The organism is Sanguibacteroides sp. AM78-02pH3A (assembly GCF_027666085.1).
GTDB classification, from domain to species: domain Bacteria; phylum Bacteroidota; class Bacteroidia; order Bacteroidales; family Marinifilaceae; genus Gabonibacter; species Gabonibacter massiliensis.
This window is the reverse complement of the sequence record NZ_JAQEHX010000013.1, coordinates 17,646-36,416: the sequence shown is the minus strand read 5'-3', so window position 1 is coordinate 36,416 and position 18,771 is coordinate 17,646. Positions and strand designations below refer to the sequence as shown.

The 18,771-nt window shown below is 43.6% G+C and carries 19 protein-coding genes; 16 read left to right on the top strand and 3 right to left on the bottom strand.

The genetic code is table 11. From position 1 onward, the window contains the following. The first annotated feature begins 153 nt into the window (after positions 1-153). The 15 genes from PGR74_RS13305 (at position 154) to PGR74_RS13235 (ending at position 15,599) form a co-directional block, all read left to right on the top strand. Positions 154-810, top strand: coding sequence for a CoA transferase subunit A (locus PGR74_RS13305; RefSeq protein ID WP_041502715.1), 657 nt, complete (start codon positions 154-156; stop codon positions 808-810). Between the two features lie 36 nt (positions 811-846). After that, a complete protein-coding gene (locus PGR74_RS13300) occupies positions 847-1,236 on the top strand; it encodes a hotdog domain-containing protein (RefSeq protein ID WP_041502667.1) in 390 nt (129 codons plus the stop codon). Between the two features lie 4 nt (positions 1,237-1,240). Next, entirely contained in the window at positions 1,241-2,068 is an 828-nt protein-coding gene (locus tag PGR74_RS13295) for a 3-keto-5-aminohexanoate cleavage protein (RefSeq protein ID WP_110688779.1), read from the top strand. 7 nt (positions 2,069-2,075) lie between these two features. Further along, entirely contained in the window at positions 2,076-3,119 is a 1,044-nt protein-coding gene (locus tag PGR74_RS13290; RefSeq protein WP_041502665.1) for an L-erythro-3,5-diaminohexanoate dehydrogenase, read from the top strand. Between the two features lie 75 nt (positions 3,120-3,194). Continuing rightward, positions 3,195-4,232, top strand: coding sequence for a zinc-binding dehydrogenase (locus PGR74_RS13285; protein ID WP_041502664.1), 1,038 nt, complete (start codon positions 3,195-3,197; stop codon positions 4,230-4,232). A gap of 63 nt (positions 4,233-4,295) precedes the next feature. Continuing rightward, positions 4,296-5,537, top strand: a complete 1,242-nt coding sequence (gene ablA / locus PGR74_RS13280) for a lysine 2,3-aminomutase (RefSeq protein WP_041502663.1) — start codon at positions 4,296-4,298, stop codon at positions 5,535-5,537. A 17-nt stretch (positions 5,538-5,554) separates the two neighbouring features. Further along, entirely contained in the window at positions 5,555-6,610 is a 1,056-nt protein-coding gene (locus PGR74_RS13275; RefSeq protein WP_237143302.1) for a hypothetical protein, read from the top strand. Positions 6,611-6,617: 7 nt separating this feature from the next. After that, a complete protein-coding gene (locus tag PGR74_RS13270) occupies positions 6,618-8,018 on the top strand; it encodes a MutS-related protein (RefSeq protein WP_235375043.1) in 1,401 nt (466 codons plus the stop codon). A 135-nt stretch (positions 8,019-8,153) separates the two neighbouring features. Further along, positions 8,154-9,710, top strand: coding sequence for a lysine 5,6-aminomutase subunit alpha (locus PGR74_RS13265; protein WP_041502662.1), 1,557 nt, complete (start codon positions 8,154-8,156; stop codon positions 9,708-9,710). Positions 9,711-9,830: 120 nt separating this feature from the next. Then, positions 9,831-10,619 (top strand): OAM dimerization domain-containing protein, encoded by a 789-nt coding sequence (locus PGR74_RS13260; protein ID WP_041502661.1) that lies wholly within the window; start codon positions 9,831-9,833, stop codon positions 10,617-10,619. Between the two features lie 93 nt (positions 10,620-10,712). Next, positions 10,713-11,372, top strand: a complete 660-nt coding sequence (locus PGR74_RS13255) for a 3-oxoacid CoA-transferase subunit B (RefSeq protein ID WP_041502660.1) — start codon at positions 10,713-10,715, stop codon at positions 11,370-11,372. Then, a complete protein-coding gene (locus tag PGR74_RS13250; protein ID WP_041502659.1) occupies positions 11,373-12,575 on the top strand; it encodes an acetyl-CoA C-acetyltransferase in 1,203 nt (400 codons plus the stop codon). Positions 12,576-12,622: 47 nt separating this feature from the next. Continuing rightward, positions 12,623-13,762 carry an acyl-CoA dehydrogenase gene (locus PGR74_RS13245; RefSeq protein WP_041502658.1) on the top strand — a complete coding sequence of 380 codons (1,140 nt, stop codon included), beginning with the start codon at positions 12,623-12,625 and terminating at the stop codon, positions 13,760-13,762. Positions 13,763-13,773: 11 nt separating this feature from the next. Continuing rightward, on the top strand, positions 13,774-14,556 hold the full coding sequence (locus PGR74_RS13240; protein ID WP_041502657.1) for an electron transfer flavoprotein subunit beta/FixA family protein: 783 nt from the start codon (positions 13,774-13,776) through the stop codon (positions 14,554-14,556). Positions 14,557-14,600: 44 nt separating this feature from the next. Then, complete coding sequence (locus tag PGR74_RS13235) at positions 14,601-15,599, top strand: electron transfer flavoprotein subunit alpha/FixB family protein (protein ID WP_041502656.1); 999 nt, start codon at positions 14,601-14,603, stop codon at positions 15,597-15,599. Between the two features lie 39 nt (positions 15,600-15,638). Here PGR74_RS13235 and PGR74_RS13230 read toward each other — a convergent pair whose 3' ends face one another. Both PGR74_RS13230 and PGR74_RS13225 read right to left on the bottom strand, forming a co-directional pair. Beyond that, the gene (locus PGR74_RS13230) at positions 15,639-16,484 is read right to left on the bottom strand and encodes a 3-hydroxybutyryl-CoA dehydrogenase (protein ID WP_041502655.1); all 846 of its coding nucleotides are present in this window, start codon (positions 16,482-16,484) and stop codon (positions 15,639-15,641) included. A gap of 31 nt (positions 16,485-16,515) precedes the next feature. Further along, positions 16,516-17,295 (bottom strand): short-chain-enoyl-CoA hydratase, encoded by a 780-nt coding sequence (locus tag PGR74_RS13225; RefSeq protein ID WP_110688786.1) that lies wholly within the window; start codon positions 17,293-17,295, stop codon positions 16,516-16,518. A gap of 199 nt (positions 17,296-17,494) precedes the next feature. Here PGR74_RS13225 and PGR74_RS13220 point away from each other — a divergent pair, with 199 nt between their 5' ends. Beyond that, complete coding sequence (locus tag PGR74_RS13220) at positions 17,495-18,094, top strand: MarC family protein (protein ID WP_041502711.1); 600 nt, start codon at positions 17,495-17,497, stop codon at positions 18,092-18,094. Positions 18,095-18,109: 15 nt separating this feature from the next. On the opposite strand, the gene PGR74_RS13215 is transcribed toward PGR74_RS13220, so the two are convergent. Beyond that, a complete protein-coding gene (locus tag PGR74_RS13215; RefSeq protein WP_041502654.1) occupies positions 18,110-18,760 on the bottom strand; it encodes a tetratricopeptide repeat protein in 651 nt (216 codons plus the stop codon). Between the last annotated feature and the right edge of the window lie 11 nt (positions 18,761-18,771).

The following is an 18,771-nucleotide window of genomic DNA, read 5'->3' as shown; positions in this document are numbered from 1 at the left end:
AAAAATATCTTTAATTAAATATAATCATTCTGTATAATGGGATTCGCAAAAGATTTTGTTGAAAATATTTCATTTATACCTTAGAACGATATAAATTTGACAAATCAATGCGAATGTGTTAAATATTTAACAAAACAATATAAAATGCTTCCTATGGATAAATTCATTTCAATCGAAGAAGCCGTATCTAAAGTAAAAGACGGTATGACCATCATGGTAGGTGGTTTTTTGGCCAACGGAACCCCCAACAAAATTGTTGATGCATTGGCAAAATCAGGAGTTAAAAATTTGACGTTGATTTGCAACGACACGGCATACCCGGATAGAGGAGTAGGTCAGTTAATTGCCAATAAACAAGTAAGCAAACTGTATGTTTCTCACATTGGGACAAACCCGTGTACCAGTGAACAAATGAATAGCGGAGAGTTGAAGATAGAGTTCTGTCCCCAAGGAAGTCTCGCCGAGAGAGTGCGTGCCGGAGGCAACGGTTTAGGAGGTATTTTAACCCAGACAGGCTTGGGTACGATCGTAGCAGAGGGAAAAGAGATCATTCGGGTAGACGGGAAAGAGTATCTGTTGGAAAAACCTTTACGCGCTGACGTTGCTTTGATCGGTGCAAGTTTAGGAGATAAATCCGGAAACCTTGTTTACAGAGGCACTTCACAAAACTTCAACCCGTTAATGGCTGCTGCTGCCGATTTGGTAATCGCCGAAGTTGCGGAGTTAGTTGAAGTAGGTGCAATTGCGGCAGAAAACGTAAAGACCCCTGCTATTATGGTAGATTTTATAATAAAACAAGACAAAGCGTAAACGCTTTTACTCTAACAAATAATAAACAAAGAAGTTATGGAAAAGACAATGATACGTTTAAGAATGAGTGCAAAAGACGCTCATTACGGTGGAAATTTAGTGGATGGAGCTCATATGGTACACTTGTTCGGCGATGTGGCTACGGAATTGTTAATCATGCACGACGGAGACGAAGGGTTGTTCGTGGCTTACGACAACGTGGAGTTCTTAGCGCCCGTTTATGCCGGAGATTATATCGAAGCTACCGGAGAGATCGTGAAAGTAGGAAACTCTTCCCGAAAAATGGTTTTCGAGGCTAAGAAAGTAGTTGCTGCCAGACCTGATATCTCTGCTTCGGCAGCGGATGTTTTGGCTGAACCGATCGTAGTTTGTCGCGCAAGCGGAACCTGCGTGGTAAAAAAAGAAGATCAACGCAAAAATCAATAATCTCATGGAAAAATTAATTATCACTGCAGCCATTTGCGGGGCAGAAGTAACCAAAGAACAAAATCCCGCCGTTCCTTATACAGTAGAAGAAATAGTTAGAGAAGCCAAATCTGCTGTAGACGCTGGTGCGGCCATTGTTCACCTTCACGTTCGCGAAGACGACGGTACTCCTACCCAGAGCAAGGCACGTTTCAAAGAGTGCATTGATGCCATTTACAAGGTATGCCCCGACGTCATTATCATCCCCTCCACGGGAGGAGCCGTAGGTATGACCGCGGAAGAACGTCTTCAACCGACGGAACTATTCCCCGAAATGGCTACACTCGATTGCGGTACTTGCAACTTCGGGGACGACGTGTTTGAAAACACCATGCCCATGATGAGAGATTTCGGCAAAAGGATGTTAGAGAACAACATCAAACCGGAATACGAATGTTTCGAAATGGGACACTTGGACACCGTATTAAACATGGCTAAAAAAGGCCAGGTTCCCGGTGCTCCCATGCAATTCAATTTCGTCCTCGGCGTTCCCGGATGTACCCCTGCCACGGTACAGAATCTCTGCTGGCTTGTAAACGCCATTCCCGCGGGTTCAACCTGGACGGCTACCGGAATCGGTCGTCACGCGTTTGCTCTGGCAGCTCCCGCGATTGTCATGGGCGGTAACGTGAGAGTCGGTTTTGAAGACAATCTTTATTTAGAAAAAGGCGTGCTCGCCAAATCCAATGGCGAATTAGTAGCTAAAGTCGTTCGTTTGGCAAAAGAATTAGGCCGAGAGATCGCGACTTCGGAAGAAGCAAGAAGAATTTTAAATTTAAAACCATTAAAATAAAAGTTTTATGCAGAAAAAAGGAAATAAATACGGTACACACCGCGTGATCGAACCGAAAGGGGTTTTACCGCAACCGGCCAACAAAATTGACAACAACATGGATGAAATCTACGACAACGAGATTTTAATCGATGTTCAAACCTTAAATATCGACTCTGCCAGCTTCACGCAGATCGAAGAACAAGCCGGCGGTGACAAAAAGAAAATTGCCGAAATCATGATGGGCATTGTTGAAAAACAAGGAAAACACCGGAATCCGGTAACCGGTTCAGGCGGTATGTTACTGGGCACCGTGGAGAAGATCGGTGATGCTTTGAAAGGTAAAATCGATTTGAAAGAGGGAGATAAAATAGCAACCTTGGTTTCTCTTTCCCTAACCCCGCTTCGCATTGACAAAATCAAAGATATCCGTCCGGATATTGACCAAGTAGATATCGACGGTAAAGCCATTTTATTCGAGAGCGGTATTTATGCTAAAATTCCTTCAGACCTTCCCGAGAACTTGGCACTTTCTGCCCTGGATGTAGCAGGAGCCCCCGCTCAGACCGCCAAATTAGTAAAACCGGGAGATACCGTATTAATCATCGGAGCCGGTGGTAAATCAGGTATGTTATGCTGCTACGAGGCTAAAAAACGCGCCGGAGTAACCGGTAAGGTAATCGGTCTTTGCCACAGTCAAAAAAGTACGGAGCGTTTACAGAAACTCGGATTCTGTGACTACGTGTTCTCAGCCGACGCCACCCAACCGGTTCCGGTAATGGAAAAAATCAGCGAGTTGACCAACGGAGAGATGTGTGATATCACCATCAACAACGTAAACATTACCGACACCGAAATGACCAGTATTCTTTGCACGAAAAATACCGGTATCGTATACTTCTTCTCTATGGCTACCAGCTTTACGAAAGCTGCTTTGGGAGCAGAAGGGGTAGGTAGCGATGTAACCATGATCGTCGGAAACGGATATACCAAAGGACATGCAGAGATCACTCTTCAAGAGTTAAGAGAGTGTGAAGCTCTAAGAAAAATCTTTACCGAACTTTACGCTTAATAAATAATGTTACTGTGATCTGCAACGAAGATTCCTTGCAGGTCACAGTATCTTTTCAAAAAACCAGATTATTCGATGAAAAAAGGATGCAGATACGGAACACATAGAGTGATCTCTCCAGAAGGGACTCTCCCTCAACCGGCCATAAAGTTAGACAACACGATGGAGATATACGACAATGAAGTACTCATTGACGTTCAAACCTTAAACATCGACTCTGCCAGTTACACGCAGATCAAACAAGCCTGCAACGGAGATGCCTCCCGTATGGAAGAGATGATTTTAGCGATCGTAAAGGAGAGGGGAAAAATGCAGAACCCGGTGACGGGTTCCGGAGGGATGCTTATCGGTACAGTGAAAGAGATAGGATCGAACTTCCCGGATAAGAGCCTGAAGGTCGGCGATAAAATAGCTACTCTTGTTTCCTTATCTTTGACACCTTTAAAAATTCACCGGATAAAAAAATTAGATCCGGCCTCCGATCAAGTAGACGTTGATGCGGAAGCCATTCTATTTGAAAGCGGGTTGTATGCCATACTTCCCCATGATATTCCGGAAAAACTGGCATTGGCTCTTCTGGATGTCGCCGGAGCTCCGGCACAAGTAGCCCGTCTTGTAAAAGAAGGAGACACGGTCTGCATTATCGGAGGCGGCGGGAAGTCAGGTATCCTATGCTGCTACCAGGCCATGAAAAACGTGGGACCTTACGGAAAGGTCATTGTTGTAGAATTTTCCGAAGAAAATGCACAACGGATAAAAGAGATGAATTTAGCCACTCACGTGATTGTAGCAGATGCGACTAAAGTGATGGACGTATATAAAAAGGTGACAGAGATCGCCGGCGAGAGAGGATGCGAAGTAACCATCAATAACGTCAACGTTCCCTCGACCGAAATGACATCAATTTTAATCACCAAAGGACAAGGATGTGTTTACTTCTTCTCTATGGCAACGAGCTTCACGAAAGCAGCTTTGGGTGCCGAGGGTGTAGGCAAAGATATAAGTTTAATCGTGGGAAACGGTTACGCGAAAGGACACGCGGAATTAACCCTGAATATCGTCCGGGAATCAGCGTGCATCCGGGAATTATTTGAAAAATTGTACGTGAAATAATTATAGGAGTGAATTTTTTCAATCCACTATATAGATTCAAACTAAAATTAAAATAAAAAAGTAATGTCAGAAAGCAGACGAAAAGATTTTTTTCCGGAAGTTACCGATGAGCAATGGAATGACTGGAAATGGCAAGTAAAAAACAGAATCGAGACTGTTGATCAATTAAAGAAATATCTCGAATTAACCCCGGAGGAGGAAGAGGGTATTCGCGAGTCACTAAAGACGTTAAGAATGGCAATCACTCCTTATTATTTGAGTCTAATCGATAAAAACGATCCTTACTGTCCGATCCGCAAACAATCCGTACCTTCTGTTTTGGAACTACATAAAGCCGCTGCCGACCTGGAAGATCCTTTACACGAAGATAGCGATTCTCCTGTTCCCGGACTGACCCATCGTTATCCGGACCGGGTGTTATTCCTGATCACCGACCAATGTTCCATGTATTGCCGTCATTGTACCCGCAGACGTTTTGCCGGTCAACACGACTGTGCTTCCCCGACAGAAAGAATAGACAAGTGTATCGACTATATCGCTAAAACACCGCAGGTAAGAGATGTTTTATTATCAGGAGGAGATGCGCTTTTGGTAAGCGACGATCGTCTGGAGTACATTATTAGTAAATTAAGAGCTATTCCGCACGTGGAAATTATTCGTATCGGTAGCCGGACCCCGGTTGTTTGCCCTCAGCGTATTACTCCGGAATTGGTCAATATGCTGAAAAAATACCATCCGGTCTGGTTGAATACCCATTTTAACCACCCGAATGAAATCACGGCTGAATCTGCAGCAGCATGCGCCCGTTTAGCTGATGCCGGAATTCCATTAGGAAACCAAACCGTATTATTAAGAGGTATCAACGACTGTACCTACGTGATGAAAAAATTAATGCACGGACTGGTGAAAATGCGTGTTCGTCCCTATTACATTTATCAATGTGACCTCTCCATGGGTATCGAACATTTCCGGACCCCTGTATCCAAAGGTATCGAGATCATAGAAAATCTACGCGGCCATACTTCCGGATATGCCGTTCCAACCTTTGTCGTGGACGCTCCCGGAGGTGGCGGAAAAACTCCGGTCATGCCTAATTATGTTCTTTCCCAATCTCCGAAACGGGTAGTATTAAGAAATTACGAAGGCGTTATCACGACCTATACGGAACCGACGGATTACCAAGAAGAGTGTCATTGCCCCGAATGCGAAAAGGCTCGCAGAGAAGGTATCGCGGCTCTTTTACACGGAGATCAGCTCTCTATCGAACCGAAAGTTTTAGCTCGTCACGAAAGAAATAAACATTAATACGATTTCAATCGACGATGGTGAAGAGAATCCTTTACCATCGTCAACTAAAAACAACGATCGCTTTGCCTTTTATTGAAGAGATATTAAAATACAACAGTATTTCTATCGTCGGATTGGCAAAAAATGCCGGGAAGACAGAATGCTTAAACTATATTCTTAATCGAGTTAAGAATACGGGAAAGCAATTTGCCCTAACGTCCATTGGCATTGACGGTGAAGATCGGGATCAGGTTTGCCAAACTCCCAAACCGGAAATCGAAGTATACGAAGGCATGATCTTTATCACGTCCGAAAAACATTACCGGGAAAAAAGATTGGTTTCCGAAATCATGGATGTCAGCAATCGTCAAACCTCTTTAGGCCGACTGATCACGGCCAAAGCCGTTTCGCAAGGAAAAGTGCTGTTATCCGGTCCTCCGGATACCGCTTCCTTACGATACCTCATCGAAGGGATGAAACGTTTTAACGTAGATACGACGATCGTAGACGGAGCCTTATCGCGTCTCAGTCTCAGTTCTCCGGCTGTAACGGAAGCTATGATACTGGCAACGGGAGCTGCTCTCTCTTGTAATATCCCTCAATTGGTCAGAAAAACAAAATACATATACGACCTGATCCGTCTTGATACCGCGGATGCAATGACGGCACACCAATTAGCCGGTATCGAAAACGGAGTCTGGTCTATAGATGAAACGGGTGTCGTTCATGATTTGAATATACCCTCTGTTTTTATGCTGGAACAGCATAAAGAAGATATTTTCCGTCATGGGAACACCCTTTTCGTTGCCGGGGCAATCAGTGACAAGTTATTACAATTTTTAAGGGCACAAAAGCAAATAAAGGAAATAACGTTACTAATCAAGGACTTCACCCGGGTATTTGCCTCTATGGAGTCCTATTACGCTTTCGTGAAAAAGGGGGGACAGTTAAAAGTCTTGCAAAAAAGCAAGTTGCTTGCCGTATGTATCAACCCTTTATCTCCCGAAGGCTATTGTTTGGATCCGGATGAATTAAGGTCTGCCATGCAGGAAAGCCTACAAATACCGGTATATAATGTAAAAAGAATTTGAAACAGATATGTTTTTAGTAAGGAATGCCATAGAAGAAGTGAACGGATTCAGGTTTATGATCGATCAACTGGAAATACAATCCGGTTTGGCGAAACGGGTTCTCTATGCAACTCCCTACCAGCAAATCCCGGATGAAATTATCAACGAATTGAATCGAGTGGAACAAATGTGTCTTTACCTTCGAGATACTCAATACGCCGATATTCTTTCGAGGATCAGCATAAAACTGACGCGAATAAAAGACATTCGAGGTACGATTTCCCGGATAGAAGAAAATCATAACTTAGATGACATCGAATTATTCGAATTAAAGAACTTCTCCTTGTTGGCCATGGATATACGTCTTTTGTTAGAGACGGGAAAGATTGATATCATCCGTATTCCCGATCTCGAACCGGTCATCGATATCCTCGATCCGGACAAGATGCGTATTCCTTATTTTTACATATACGATGCATACTCTACCGAGCTGGCCGATTTACGACATGAAATAAAGAAACTGAAACAATCCGGAAAAGCGGATGAAAAACAAGTGGAGAAACTATACTTCCGTAGCATTCTACTGGAAGACGAGATCCGGGAGAAACTTTCCGGACAGTTGCGTGGATTGGCTCTTTCCGTTTCAGAAGCTTTAACCGGAATCGCGACAATAGATATCCTTATCGCTAAAGCCAAGCAGGCTATCGAGATGCATCTTTGCAAACCGGGAATCGCGGCACACACGACCTCTTATCAGGGTATCTTCAATCCGCAGATAAAGAAGATCCTGGAAAGCGAACAGAAAGCCTATCAACCGATTGATATCGAAATAGGCAAAGGAGCTTGTCTGATTACCGGAGCCAATATGGCCGGGAAAAGCGTTATCCTCAAAACCGTCGCTTTAGCTCAAACTCTTTTCCAATTCGGATTTTTCGTACCGGCGATTCAGGCCGAGATCGCTTTAGTAGATGAGGTTTTACTCTGTATCGGAGATGAGCAATGCGAGCTCAACGGATTATCCTCCTTTGCATCAGAAATGCTCCGGATCAACCGGATCGTCCAAGACATCAAAGCAGGCAAAAATGCCCTTATCCTTATCGATGAATTAGCACGGACGACCAATCCGGCAGAAGGAAAAGCTATCGTGAATGCGGTACTCGATTTTCTCACGGAAAACGAGGTCCGATCCCTGATCACCTCCCATTACAGCGGGATTCAGGCTTCTTGCCGAAAACTAAGGGTAAAAGGATTTATGAAAGAAAAAGTAAAAGGCACGTTGACCATACATAATATAAACGAATACATCGACTATTCCCTGATCGAGGATAACGATACCTCCGTGCCGCAGGAGGCGATGCGTATTGCTCGTATATTGGGAGTAGACGAGAATTTGTTGGATCGGGCAGAAATCTATCTGCACCAAGAATAAGAGAGAGAAAGAATAATATTAAATTGAAAATAAAGTTCGAATGCAGGGAAATAAAGAGAAGAAACGAGGATCAAGGCAAGAGAGTCCTCTTTCCCCCTCTTCCCTAAACGAATGTAAAATCGTAACAAAAAAACTATGCAGAACAGTAAATTAGGGCTGGATTTTGACAAAGTGGCACACGCGAAAAAAGTGTCCAAGAAAATAGCCGATGATGTACAAAAATTCGTGGAACACTACACCACTGTTGCCGTAGAGCGGACTCTTTGCCGTCTCTTAGGCATCGACGGCGTGGATGCGAACACCGTTCCACTACCCAATGTTTTGGTAGACGAAATCAAAGAACAAGGGGTATTGAATCAGGGTATTCTTTTCTTTCTCGGTAATACGATCGCCGAAACAAGAATGACTCCCCAGGAAATTGCAGAGAAGGTAGCCGACGGCCAATTGGATATGACGAAACTACCCGTCCATTCCAATGAAGAGATTCGCTCGGCCTTGAAACCTTACGTAGAAGCCAGCATCAAACGAATCAGTGATCGTCGAGCAAAGAAAGAACACTATTTAAAAACGATAGGCGAAGGTCCCAAACCCTACCTTTATGTCATCGTCGCAACCGGAAACATTTATGAAGACGTGGTACAAGCTCAAGCAGCAGCCCGTCAGGGAGCAGATATTATCGCCGTAATCCGTACCACAGGACAGAGTCTTTTAGACTACGTGCCTTACGGAGCTACAACGGAAGGTTTCGGGGGAACCTTTGCAACCCAGGAGAATTTCCGAATCATGCGAAAAGCCCTGGATGAAGTAGGCGAAGAAGTAGGCCGATACATTCGGTTATGTAACTACTGCTCGGGGCTATGTATGCCTGAAATCGCCGCCATGGGAGCTTTAGAGGGGTTGGATGTTATGCTGAACGATGCTCTTTACGGTATTCTTTTCCGCGACATCAACATGCAACGGACTTTGGTCGATCAATTCATGTCCCGTGTCATCAACGGATTCGCCGGTGTCATTATCAACACGGGAGAAGACAACTATTTAACGACGGCCGACGCAATCGAACAAGCACATACGGTATTAGCCTCCGATTTAATCAACGAACAATTAGCTCTCATTGCCGGACTTCCGGAAGAACAAATGGGATTAGGACATGCATTCGAAATGGATCCCATGCAAGAAAACGGTTTCTTATTCGAATTGGCACAAGCTCAAATGACCCGCGAAATCTTCCCGAAAGCCCCGTTAAAATACATGCCCCCGACCAAATTTATGACGGGAAATATTTTCCGCGGTCATATTCAAGATGCTCTTTTCAACATGATCGGTATTTGGACTTCACAAGGTATTCAATTATTGGGAATGCCGACAGAGGCTATCCACACGCCTTTCATGTCAGACCGCTATCTCTCCATCGAGAATGCAAAATATATTTTCGGTAATATGAGAAATATCGGGGACGAAGTAGAGTTTAAAACGGACGGAATCATTCAACGCCGGGCCAAAGAGGTTTTAGACAAAGCCATCGCTCTTTTGGAGAACATCGAACACGAAGGGCTGTTTACCGCACTGGAAAAGGGGATTTTTGCAGATATCAAACGTCCGAAAAACGGAGGCAAAGGTCTGGACGGAGTAGCGGAAAAAAGTGCGAACTATTACAATCCGTTCATTGAGCTTATGCTCAAAAAGAATTGAAAATTGAAATTTGAGGACTAAATTTTAATCCCAAAGTTTCAATGAACGCGTAATCTAAAATAATAACAACAAATGATCTATTGAACCATTTCAATTTTTCATTTTCAATTTTCAATTAGTATGAGTGGTGGATTATATTCAACGGAAAAAAATGATTTTGATCAGACCTTAGATCTGAAAAAGATAAAACCATACGGCGATACCATGAACGACGGTAAAACTCAATTAAGTTTTACCCTGCCCGTTCCCGCCGGAGAAGAGGCCATCGAGGCTGCAAAACAACTGCTGAAGAAAATGGGTTTCGAAAACCCTCAAATCGTATTCAGTAAAGAATTGACCGAAGGTTATACCTTTTTTAACTGTTACGGGAGCTGTACACCCACGGTCGATTTTACCGCAATCCATGTTCCCAAAGTCGAATCGACCAAATGGGAGATGCACGAGACAGACGAATTCATCCGTGAACATATCGGACGTCCCATTGTCGTTGTCGGAGCCAGTACCGGCACCGATGCCCACACGGTAGGTATTGACGCCATCATGAACATGAAAGGATTCGCCGGACACTATGGACTGGAACGTTATGACATGATCGAGGCCCATAATTTAGGAAGTCAGGTTCCCAATGAAGAGTTTATCGCCAAGGCTATCGAGCTGCATGCTGATGCCTTGTTAGTATCACAAACAGTAACACAGAAAGACATTCATATCAAAAACCTGACGGAATTGGTAGAGATGCTGGAAGCCGAAGGTCTCCGGGATAAGGTTATTTTAGCTTGCGGAGGTCCTCGCATATCTCATGAGTTAGCGAAAGAATTGGGATACGATGCCGGTTTCGGCATGAACACCTATGCCGATGATGTGGCTTCATTTGTTGCACAAGAACTTGTTAGAAGAAAAACGAAATAGCATTTAGAATTTTAGATTTTAAATCCTAAATTACACGCCAAAGGTAATCGTCAATTTACAATCTAAAATTTACAATTTAAAATTAAAACGGTTATGGATAAAGATCAAGTAAGAGAAGTTATTGCCAAGCGGGTTGCCCTCGAATTAAAAGACGGCGACGTAGTTAACTTGGGCATCGGGTTGCCGACAATGGTCCCCAACTACCTGAAGAGTGACGTACACGTGATCCTACAATCCGAAAACGGATTATTAGGCATGGGCCCGAAACCGGAAGAAGGTAAAGAAAATCCGGAATTGACGGATGCCGGCGGTGGATACATCACGGCTATCGACGGAGCATGTAGCTTTGATAGTGCCACTTCTTTCGGAATCATCCGGGGCGGACATGTGGATGTAACTATTCTTGGTGCTTTACAGGTAGACGAGAAAGGAAATTTGGCCAACTGGATCATCCCCGGCAAGAAAGCCCCGGGAATGGGAGGAGCCATGGATCTTTTAGTTGGTGCTAAAAAAGTAATCCTTGCCATGGAACATACCGCAAAAGGGAACCACAAGATATTGAAAGAATGTACACTACCGTTAACAGCCGCGGGTGAAGTTGACATGATCATCACCGAGATGGGTGTTATGAACATCACTCCTGCCGGAATCGAATTGGTAGAATTAAACAGTGAATTTACCTTGGATGACATCAAAGCAGCAACGGGCTGTGAATTACTCGTTTCTAAAAATTTAAAACCAATGGCTCAATAAATGAAGGCATATATCGTAGCAGCAAAAAGAACAGCGATTGGCAAATTTTTAGGAAGTACTCTTTCATTGTCAGCAGCAGACCTCGGTGCCGCAGTAATTAAAAACATCATTGCAGAAACCGGTATTAATCCTGCCCATATTGATGAAGTAATCGTAGGTAACGTACTATCTGCCGGACAAGGGCAGGGAGTGGCCCGTCAGGCGTCCATAAAAGGGGGGATTCCCCAGGAAGTACCCGCTTATGGCATCAACATGATATGCGGTAGCGGAATGAAAGCCGTGCTCAACGGTGTAAGCGCTATCAAAGCGGGACTTGCTAACCTTATTATCGCGGGAGGTACCGAATCCATGTCAAAAGCCGGTTACATTCTTCCCGGTCATGTCCGCGACGGACACCGCATGGGAGACGTAACAGTCATCGACCACATGGTATTCGATGGTCTTACTGATGCATTTGAAGGGTATCACATGGGCATTACGGCTGAAAATATAGCAGAAAAATATTCCATCAGCCGGGAAGAACAGGATGAATTTGCTTTAGAATCGCAAAAGCGTGCAATAGCTGCTATCGATAACGGTAAATTTAAAGCTGAAATTGTGCCTATCGAGTATAAAGTAAAAAAAGAAACTTTACAATTCGATACGGACGAATTCCCCAATAGAAAAACGTCGCTGGAAAAACTATCGACCTTACGTCCCGCTTTCAAAAAAGAGGGCTCTGTAACTGCCGGTAATGCTTCCGGAATCAACGACGGAGCGTCATTCGTGATGCTCGCATCGGAAGAGGCCGTTAAACAATACAACCTAACCCCTCTATGCGAGATTATCGGTGTCGGACAAGGTGGTGTGGACCCCGCCATTATGGGTATGGGCCCCGTACCAGCCATTACCAATGCTTTGAAAAATGCCGATATAAAACTATCTGATATTGACGTGATAGAACTCAACGAGGCATTTGCGGCACAATCACTGGGAGTAATTCATGAACTAATGGCACAACATGGCGTAACGAGAGAGTGGATAAACGAACGTACCAACGTCAACGGAGGTGCCATTGCATTAGGCCACCCCATAGGGGCGTCAGGCAATCGCATCATCGTATCACTTGTATATGAAATGCTAAACAGTGAAGCTGAAGTAGGTCTTGCTTCTCTTTGTATAGGGGGAGGTATGGGAACGGCATTAATTCTAAAAAAATGCTGATTTAAGATTACAGTTAGCTTCAATCAATTAAAAAAACATTAATAATAATGGATTTCAGTCTATCAAAAAAAGAGCAACTCTTCTTGCAAATGATAAGAGAGTTTGCAGAAAAAGAAGTAAAACCATTAGCGGCAGAAGTAGACGAATCGGAAAGATTCCCGATGGAAACCGTAGAAAAAATGGCAAAGTTAGGTATTATGGGTATTCCCTTCCCCGTTGAGTATGGCGGGGCTGGCGGAAATAATGTTCTTTACACGATGGCCGTAGAAGAACTATCCCGTGTATGTGCCACAACAGGAGTTATTGTATCGGCTCACACCTCTCTATGCGGCGCTCCTATTATGGAATTCGGGACACCCGAACAAAAGGCCAAATACCTTCCCAAATTAGCCTCCGGCGAATGGATCGGCGCTTTCGGGTTAACCGAACCCAATGCGGGTACGGACGCCTCCGCACAACAAACCACGGCTGTGAAAGAGGGAGATCATTACGTATTGAACGGATCTAAGATATTCATTACGAATGCCGGATATGCTCATGTATATATTGTCATGGCAATGACCGATAAGTCTAAAGGCACGAGAGGAATCTCCGCCTTTATCGTGGAAAAAGATTTTCCCGGTTTTTCCATCGGCAAAAAAGAGAAAAAGATGGGTATCCGCGGATCGGCTACCTGCGAATTGATTTTTGAAAACTGCATTGTTCCGGCTGAAAATTTATTGGGACAAGAAGGCAAGGGATTCGGAATCGCCATGAAAACATTGGACGGAGGACGTATCGGAATCGCATCGCAAGCCCTCGGTATTGCCCAAGGAGCTATGGACGAAACGGTGAAGTACGTGAAAGAGCGTAAACAATTCGGTAAAGCGCTCGGTCAATTCCAGAACACCCAATTCCAATTGGCCGACTTAGAAGCTAAAATCAATGCCTCCCGTTTGTTAGTCAGAAAAGCCGCTTTCAAAAAAGATCAAAAAGAGAATTACTCCGCCGATGCGGCCATGGCTAAACTGTTTGCGGCAGAAACAGCAATGGAAGTAACGACCAAAGCGGTACAATTCCACGGAGGATACGGTTATACCCGGGAATATCCGGTTGAGAGAATGATGAGAGATGCTAAAATCACTGAAATTTACGAGGGAACTTCAGAAGTTCAGAGAATGGTCATCGCAGCCAATTTATTAAAGTAAAAAAAGTCGACATGAAGATAGTTGTTTGTATTAAACAAGTTCCGGATACCACGGAAATTAAACTTGACCCGGTTACCGGAACCTTAATCAGAGACGGGGTTCCCAGTATCATGAACCCCGATGACAAAGGAGGTCTTGAATTTGCCCTTCAATTAAAAGATCAATACGGTGCTCACGTAACCGTTATTACGATGGGTCCGCCACAAGCCGAAGCCATCTTGCGAGAAGCTTTCGCCATGGGAGTCGATCGCGCTATTTTATTAAGCGACCGCAAATTCGCGGGAGCGGATACCTTAGCCACCTCTAACACGATAGCCGGAGCATTGAGAGCTTTGGATTACGATTTGGTAATTACCGGACGTCAAGCTATTGACGGAGATACGGCACAAGTAGGCCCTCAAATTGCAGAACACTTGGACTTACCACAAGTAACCTATGTAGAGGACCTGAAGTTCGACGGCAATAAAACCTTTACCATAAAAAAATCCACCGAGGAAGGCCACCAAATCGTAGAAGTAGATGCCCCTTGTGTATTAACGGCATTGGCATCGGGAGTAAAACCCCGTTATATGTCCGTAAGAGGTATTGTTGAAGCCTACGACCGTGAAATTGAATTATGGAATTACACGAATATCACCGTGGATGAAAACAAGATCGGTCTAAACGGTTCTCCTACCCGGGTATACAAATCCTTCACGAAGGGAGTGAAAGCTGCCGGACAAATCTACGAGGTAGAACCGACGGAAGCCGCCGATATCATTATCAATAAATTAAAAGAGAAATTTATTATCTAATAAGAATTTAGAGCTTTTCTCCAAATTCAAAATTAAATAGTCAGATGGATAAATCACAATATAAAAACGTTTATGTCTTTATCGAACAAAGAGAAGGCGTAATCCAAAATGTGGCTCTGGAGTTATTAGGTAAAGCCAGAGAATTGGCAGATGCTTTAAATGAAAAAGTATACGCCATACTATTAGGCCACAACTTATCGACTCAAGCCCAGGAGTGCATTGCTTACGGAGCCGACACGGTTTTACGTGTAGATGCTCCCGAGTTGGAAACCTACGTAACGGAACCTTACGCTCAGGCTATCTACCAGATCGTGAAGGAAAATAAACCCAGCATCGTTTTAATCGGTGCCACGACAATCGGACGGGACCTGGGACCACGTCTGTCTGCCCGTATAGAAACCGGTTTAACGGCAGACTGTACCGGATTAGAAATTTCAGAGGAGAGAGACCTGCTAATGACGCGTCCGGCATTCGGGGGAAACCTGATGGCGACAATCATCTGCAAAGACCATCGTCCTCAAATGTCAACCGTTCGTCCGGGTGTAATGCGCATCGGACAGCGAGACACGAATCGTCAAGGTACGATCGAAGATGTTACGATCCGCTTTGACAAATCCAAGTTCCGTGTACGCGTGTTAGAAACCGTAAAAGAACAAAAGAATCTGATCGACATCACCGAAGCTCATATTCTGGTGTCCGGGGGACGCGGAGTTGGAAACACGGAGGGTTTTGATCTGTTACGGGCCATGGCCAACACCATCGGAGCCGAGGTATCGGCTTCCCGTGCAATGGTGGACGCGGGAGTTCTCGGTCACGAACGTCAGGTAGGACAAACCGGTAAAACAGTTCGTCCGGATGTCTATTTCGCCATGGGTATTTCCGGGGCTATCCAGCATCTGGCCGGAATGGAAGAGGCAGAATACATCATCGCTATCAACAAAGACAAGTATGCTCCTATTTTCAATGTAGCAGACTTGGGTATCGTGGGAGATGTACGGAAAATCGTTCCTTTGCTTACCGAAAAATTGAAAAAATCAGAATAAACAAAAACCGGGAGAAATCTCCCGGTTTTTTTATTTTTGTCATTTACGGTAATCATAAAAACCGATTCCGGTCTTCCTACCCAGCAGGTTCGCCCGAACCATCTTACGTAATAAAGGATGCGGACGGTATTTGGAATCTCCGAATTCATGGTACAAAACTTCCATAATAGCCAGACAAACATCCAAACCGATCAAATCCCCCAATGCCAAAGGTCCCATAGGATGATTCGCCCCTAATTTCATAGCCTCATCGATCTCCTCTTTGGAGGCCACTCCATCGGCATAAATACCGATCCCCTCGTTAATCATCGGTATTAAAATACGGTTCACCACAAACCCGGGAGCTTCATTTACACTCACGGGAGTCTTACCGATTTCTGCGGCAAGGGCCATGATTTTATCATGTACTTCTTGAGAAGTTAATTGTCCTTTTATCACTTCCACTAATTTCATCATGGGGACAGGATTGAAAAAATGCATTCCTATAACCTTTTCCGGACGATTAGTCGTAGCAGCAATCTCGGTTATAGAAAGAGAAGAAGTGTTGGTAGCCAATACTGCCTCAGGTTTGCAAACAGCATCCAACGTTTTAAATATCTCACTCTTGGTGTTCATATCTTCGGCCACCACCTCTATGACCAAATCAGCATCTTTACAATCTTCATAAGCCATGGTGTCCTTAATCTTTGCGATAATCGCCTCTTTTTGAGCGGCTTCCATTTTGCCTTTCTCTACCATTTTAGAAAGACTCTTATCTATGGCTTTATGTGCTTTTGCCAAAGAAGCTTCTGATCTCCCTTTCAACAACACATCGTGACCAGCCTGGGCAAACGTCTGGGCAATACCGTTACCCATCGTCCCTGTACCTACGACACAAATTTTCATATTAAACCTTCAATTACTTTGTTAATATATATTATTTTTTTTGAAAAGTCACCTCTTGCTTTGCCAAGAAAGCCCTCATCCCCTCTTTTTGATCTTCCGTGGAAAAACAAAGTCCAAACAAATAGTTTTCAATAGCAATACCCGTCTCTATATCCGTCTCCATTCCCCGATTGATAGCTTCTTTCGAATATTGCACGGCTAAAGGAGCTTTCGAGGCTATCTTCCTGGCCATATTCAAACACTCTTCCAACAACATTTCGGGTTCAACAACTTTATTCACCAAGCCGATCCGACAAGCTTCTTCGGCATGGATCACATCCGCCGTATAGATCAACTCCTTCGCTTTCCCCAATCCCACGATTCTGGGCAATCGTTGGGTTCCGGAAAATCCGGGGGTAATCCCCAGCCCCACTTCCGGTTGTCCGAATTTAGCCTTCGAAGAAGCAATCCGGATATCGCAAGCCATAGCCAATTCACATCCCCCACCTAAAGCAAACCCGTTCACGGCAGCGATGACCACCTTATTCAATAACTCAATTTTTCTAAAAACCTTAGCTCCCAACTCACCGAATGCTTTACCCTCCGCGGCATTCAAATTACTCATCTCCGAAATATCAGCACCAGCGACAAAAGAACGTCCTACCCCGGTCAAAATAACAATATCCGTAGCCTCGTCCTTACCTATTACCGTGAAAACATCGTCTAACTCTCTCAACACAACGGAACTCAAAGCATTTAACGCTTCCGGATTATTGACTTTTACAATACAAATATTTTCCTGTTTCTCAACAATTAACTTCGTATATTCCATAAATATCTTTTCTTTACCATTCATATTTTTTGAAAAAATCCTATGATTCAGTATCTTTGCCGAGTCTTAGCGTATCTATCCATCAGATATGAACGAGATCCAGACAAAAATAATACTTTTATTTGGCATTTAACCCATTTTTTTCTGACAAAAAGAAAAGAGATTATAAAAAACATCAAGTGAATAAATGATTTACAATATGGATATTTCGACACTTGGCATACAGGAAATCGTCAGCGCCTTTATGGTTCTATTTGCGGTAATCGACATTACGGGTTCCGTTCCTATTATTATCGACATCCAGAATAAACATCATAAATTAAACGCAGCCAAAGCAGCTTTGTTTTCGTTTCTTATCCTTTTCGGTTTTCTTTTTGTCGGAGATGCCTTATTAGGATTATTCAGCGTGGATATCTCTTCCTTTGCCGTTGCCGGAGCCCTGATTATTTTCGTTTTAGCCGTAGAGATGATTTTCGGAATCGAAATTTTTAAAAACGACGGGCCGACCGATGCCGCGGCGATCGTTCCCCTGGTTTTCCCTCTTATTGCCGGAGCTGGAACCTTAACGACCCTGTTAGCCTTAAAAGCGGAATATCATACCGTCAATATTATTATCGCCTTAATACTGAACATCATTGTTGTCTACTTGGTGATAAAGAATGTTTCTTTAGTAGAAAAAATATTCGGCAAGGGAGGAGTATACATCCTGAGAAAATTCTTCGGAATCATTTTGCTGGCCATCTCTGTAAAATTATTTACCAGTAATTTAACCTCATTGATCGAGACCTTGAATCCGTAAATCTTCTTTTGTCGATTATTTACAATAGCGATTCAAATATTGCCCCACACTCGTTACACCGAGAGTTTTGGCCTTTTTCCAATCACGGCAAGCTTCTGTCCTCTTTCCGGTTTTAAAATAAGCAATTCCTCTATTAGCATAGAGTGCTCCGCTTTTATCGTTCAATGACAAGGAGTAGGTATAATCCTGTATGGCTTTCTGAAACTCACTTCGTTTCAAATAACAATTTCCGCGATTCAAATAATAAGCATAAGTCAAGCCAAACTCTTCGCCATTTTTCTTAGCGTATTTGATAGCTGAAGTATACTCTCTTATCGCTTCAGCGAAACGATTCTCGTTTTGATAGACATTTCCTAAATAATAGCAAATCTCATCATCTTCAATAAAAATAGATTGTGCTCTTTTCAGGTACTCCTTTAGTATTGATATTTGATTCGTCTGAGGACAAGCCTGATTCAACGAAATATAAATATCTCTCAATTTCGGATTCAATTTGGCTGCTGCCAGTAATTTGGGTACAGCCTCTTTATACTTACCATCTTTAATATCCTCATTCGCCTCATTCAGCAATTCGATCGGCTTGTTTATTTCACGTACATCAATCTGACCGAAAGATCCTTTAGTTACAATCCAAAAAGACAATATAATTAAGCCGGTTATTTTCATATTTCAGTAAT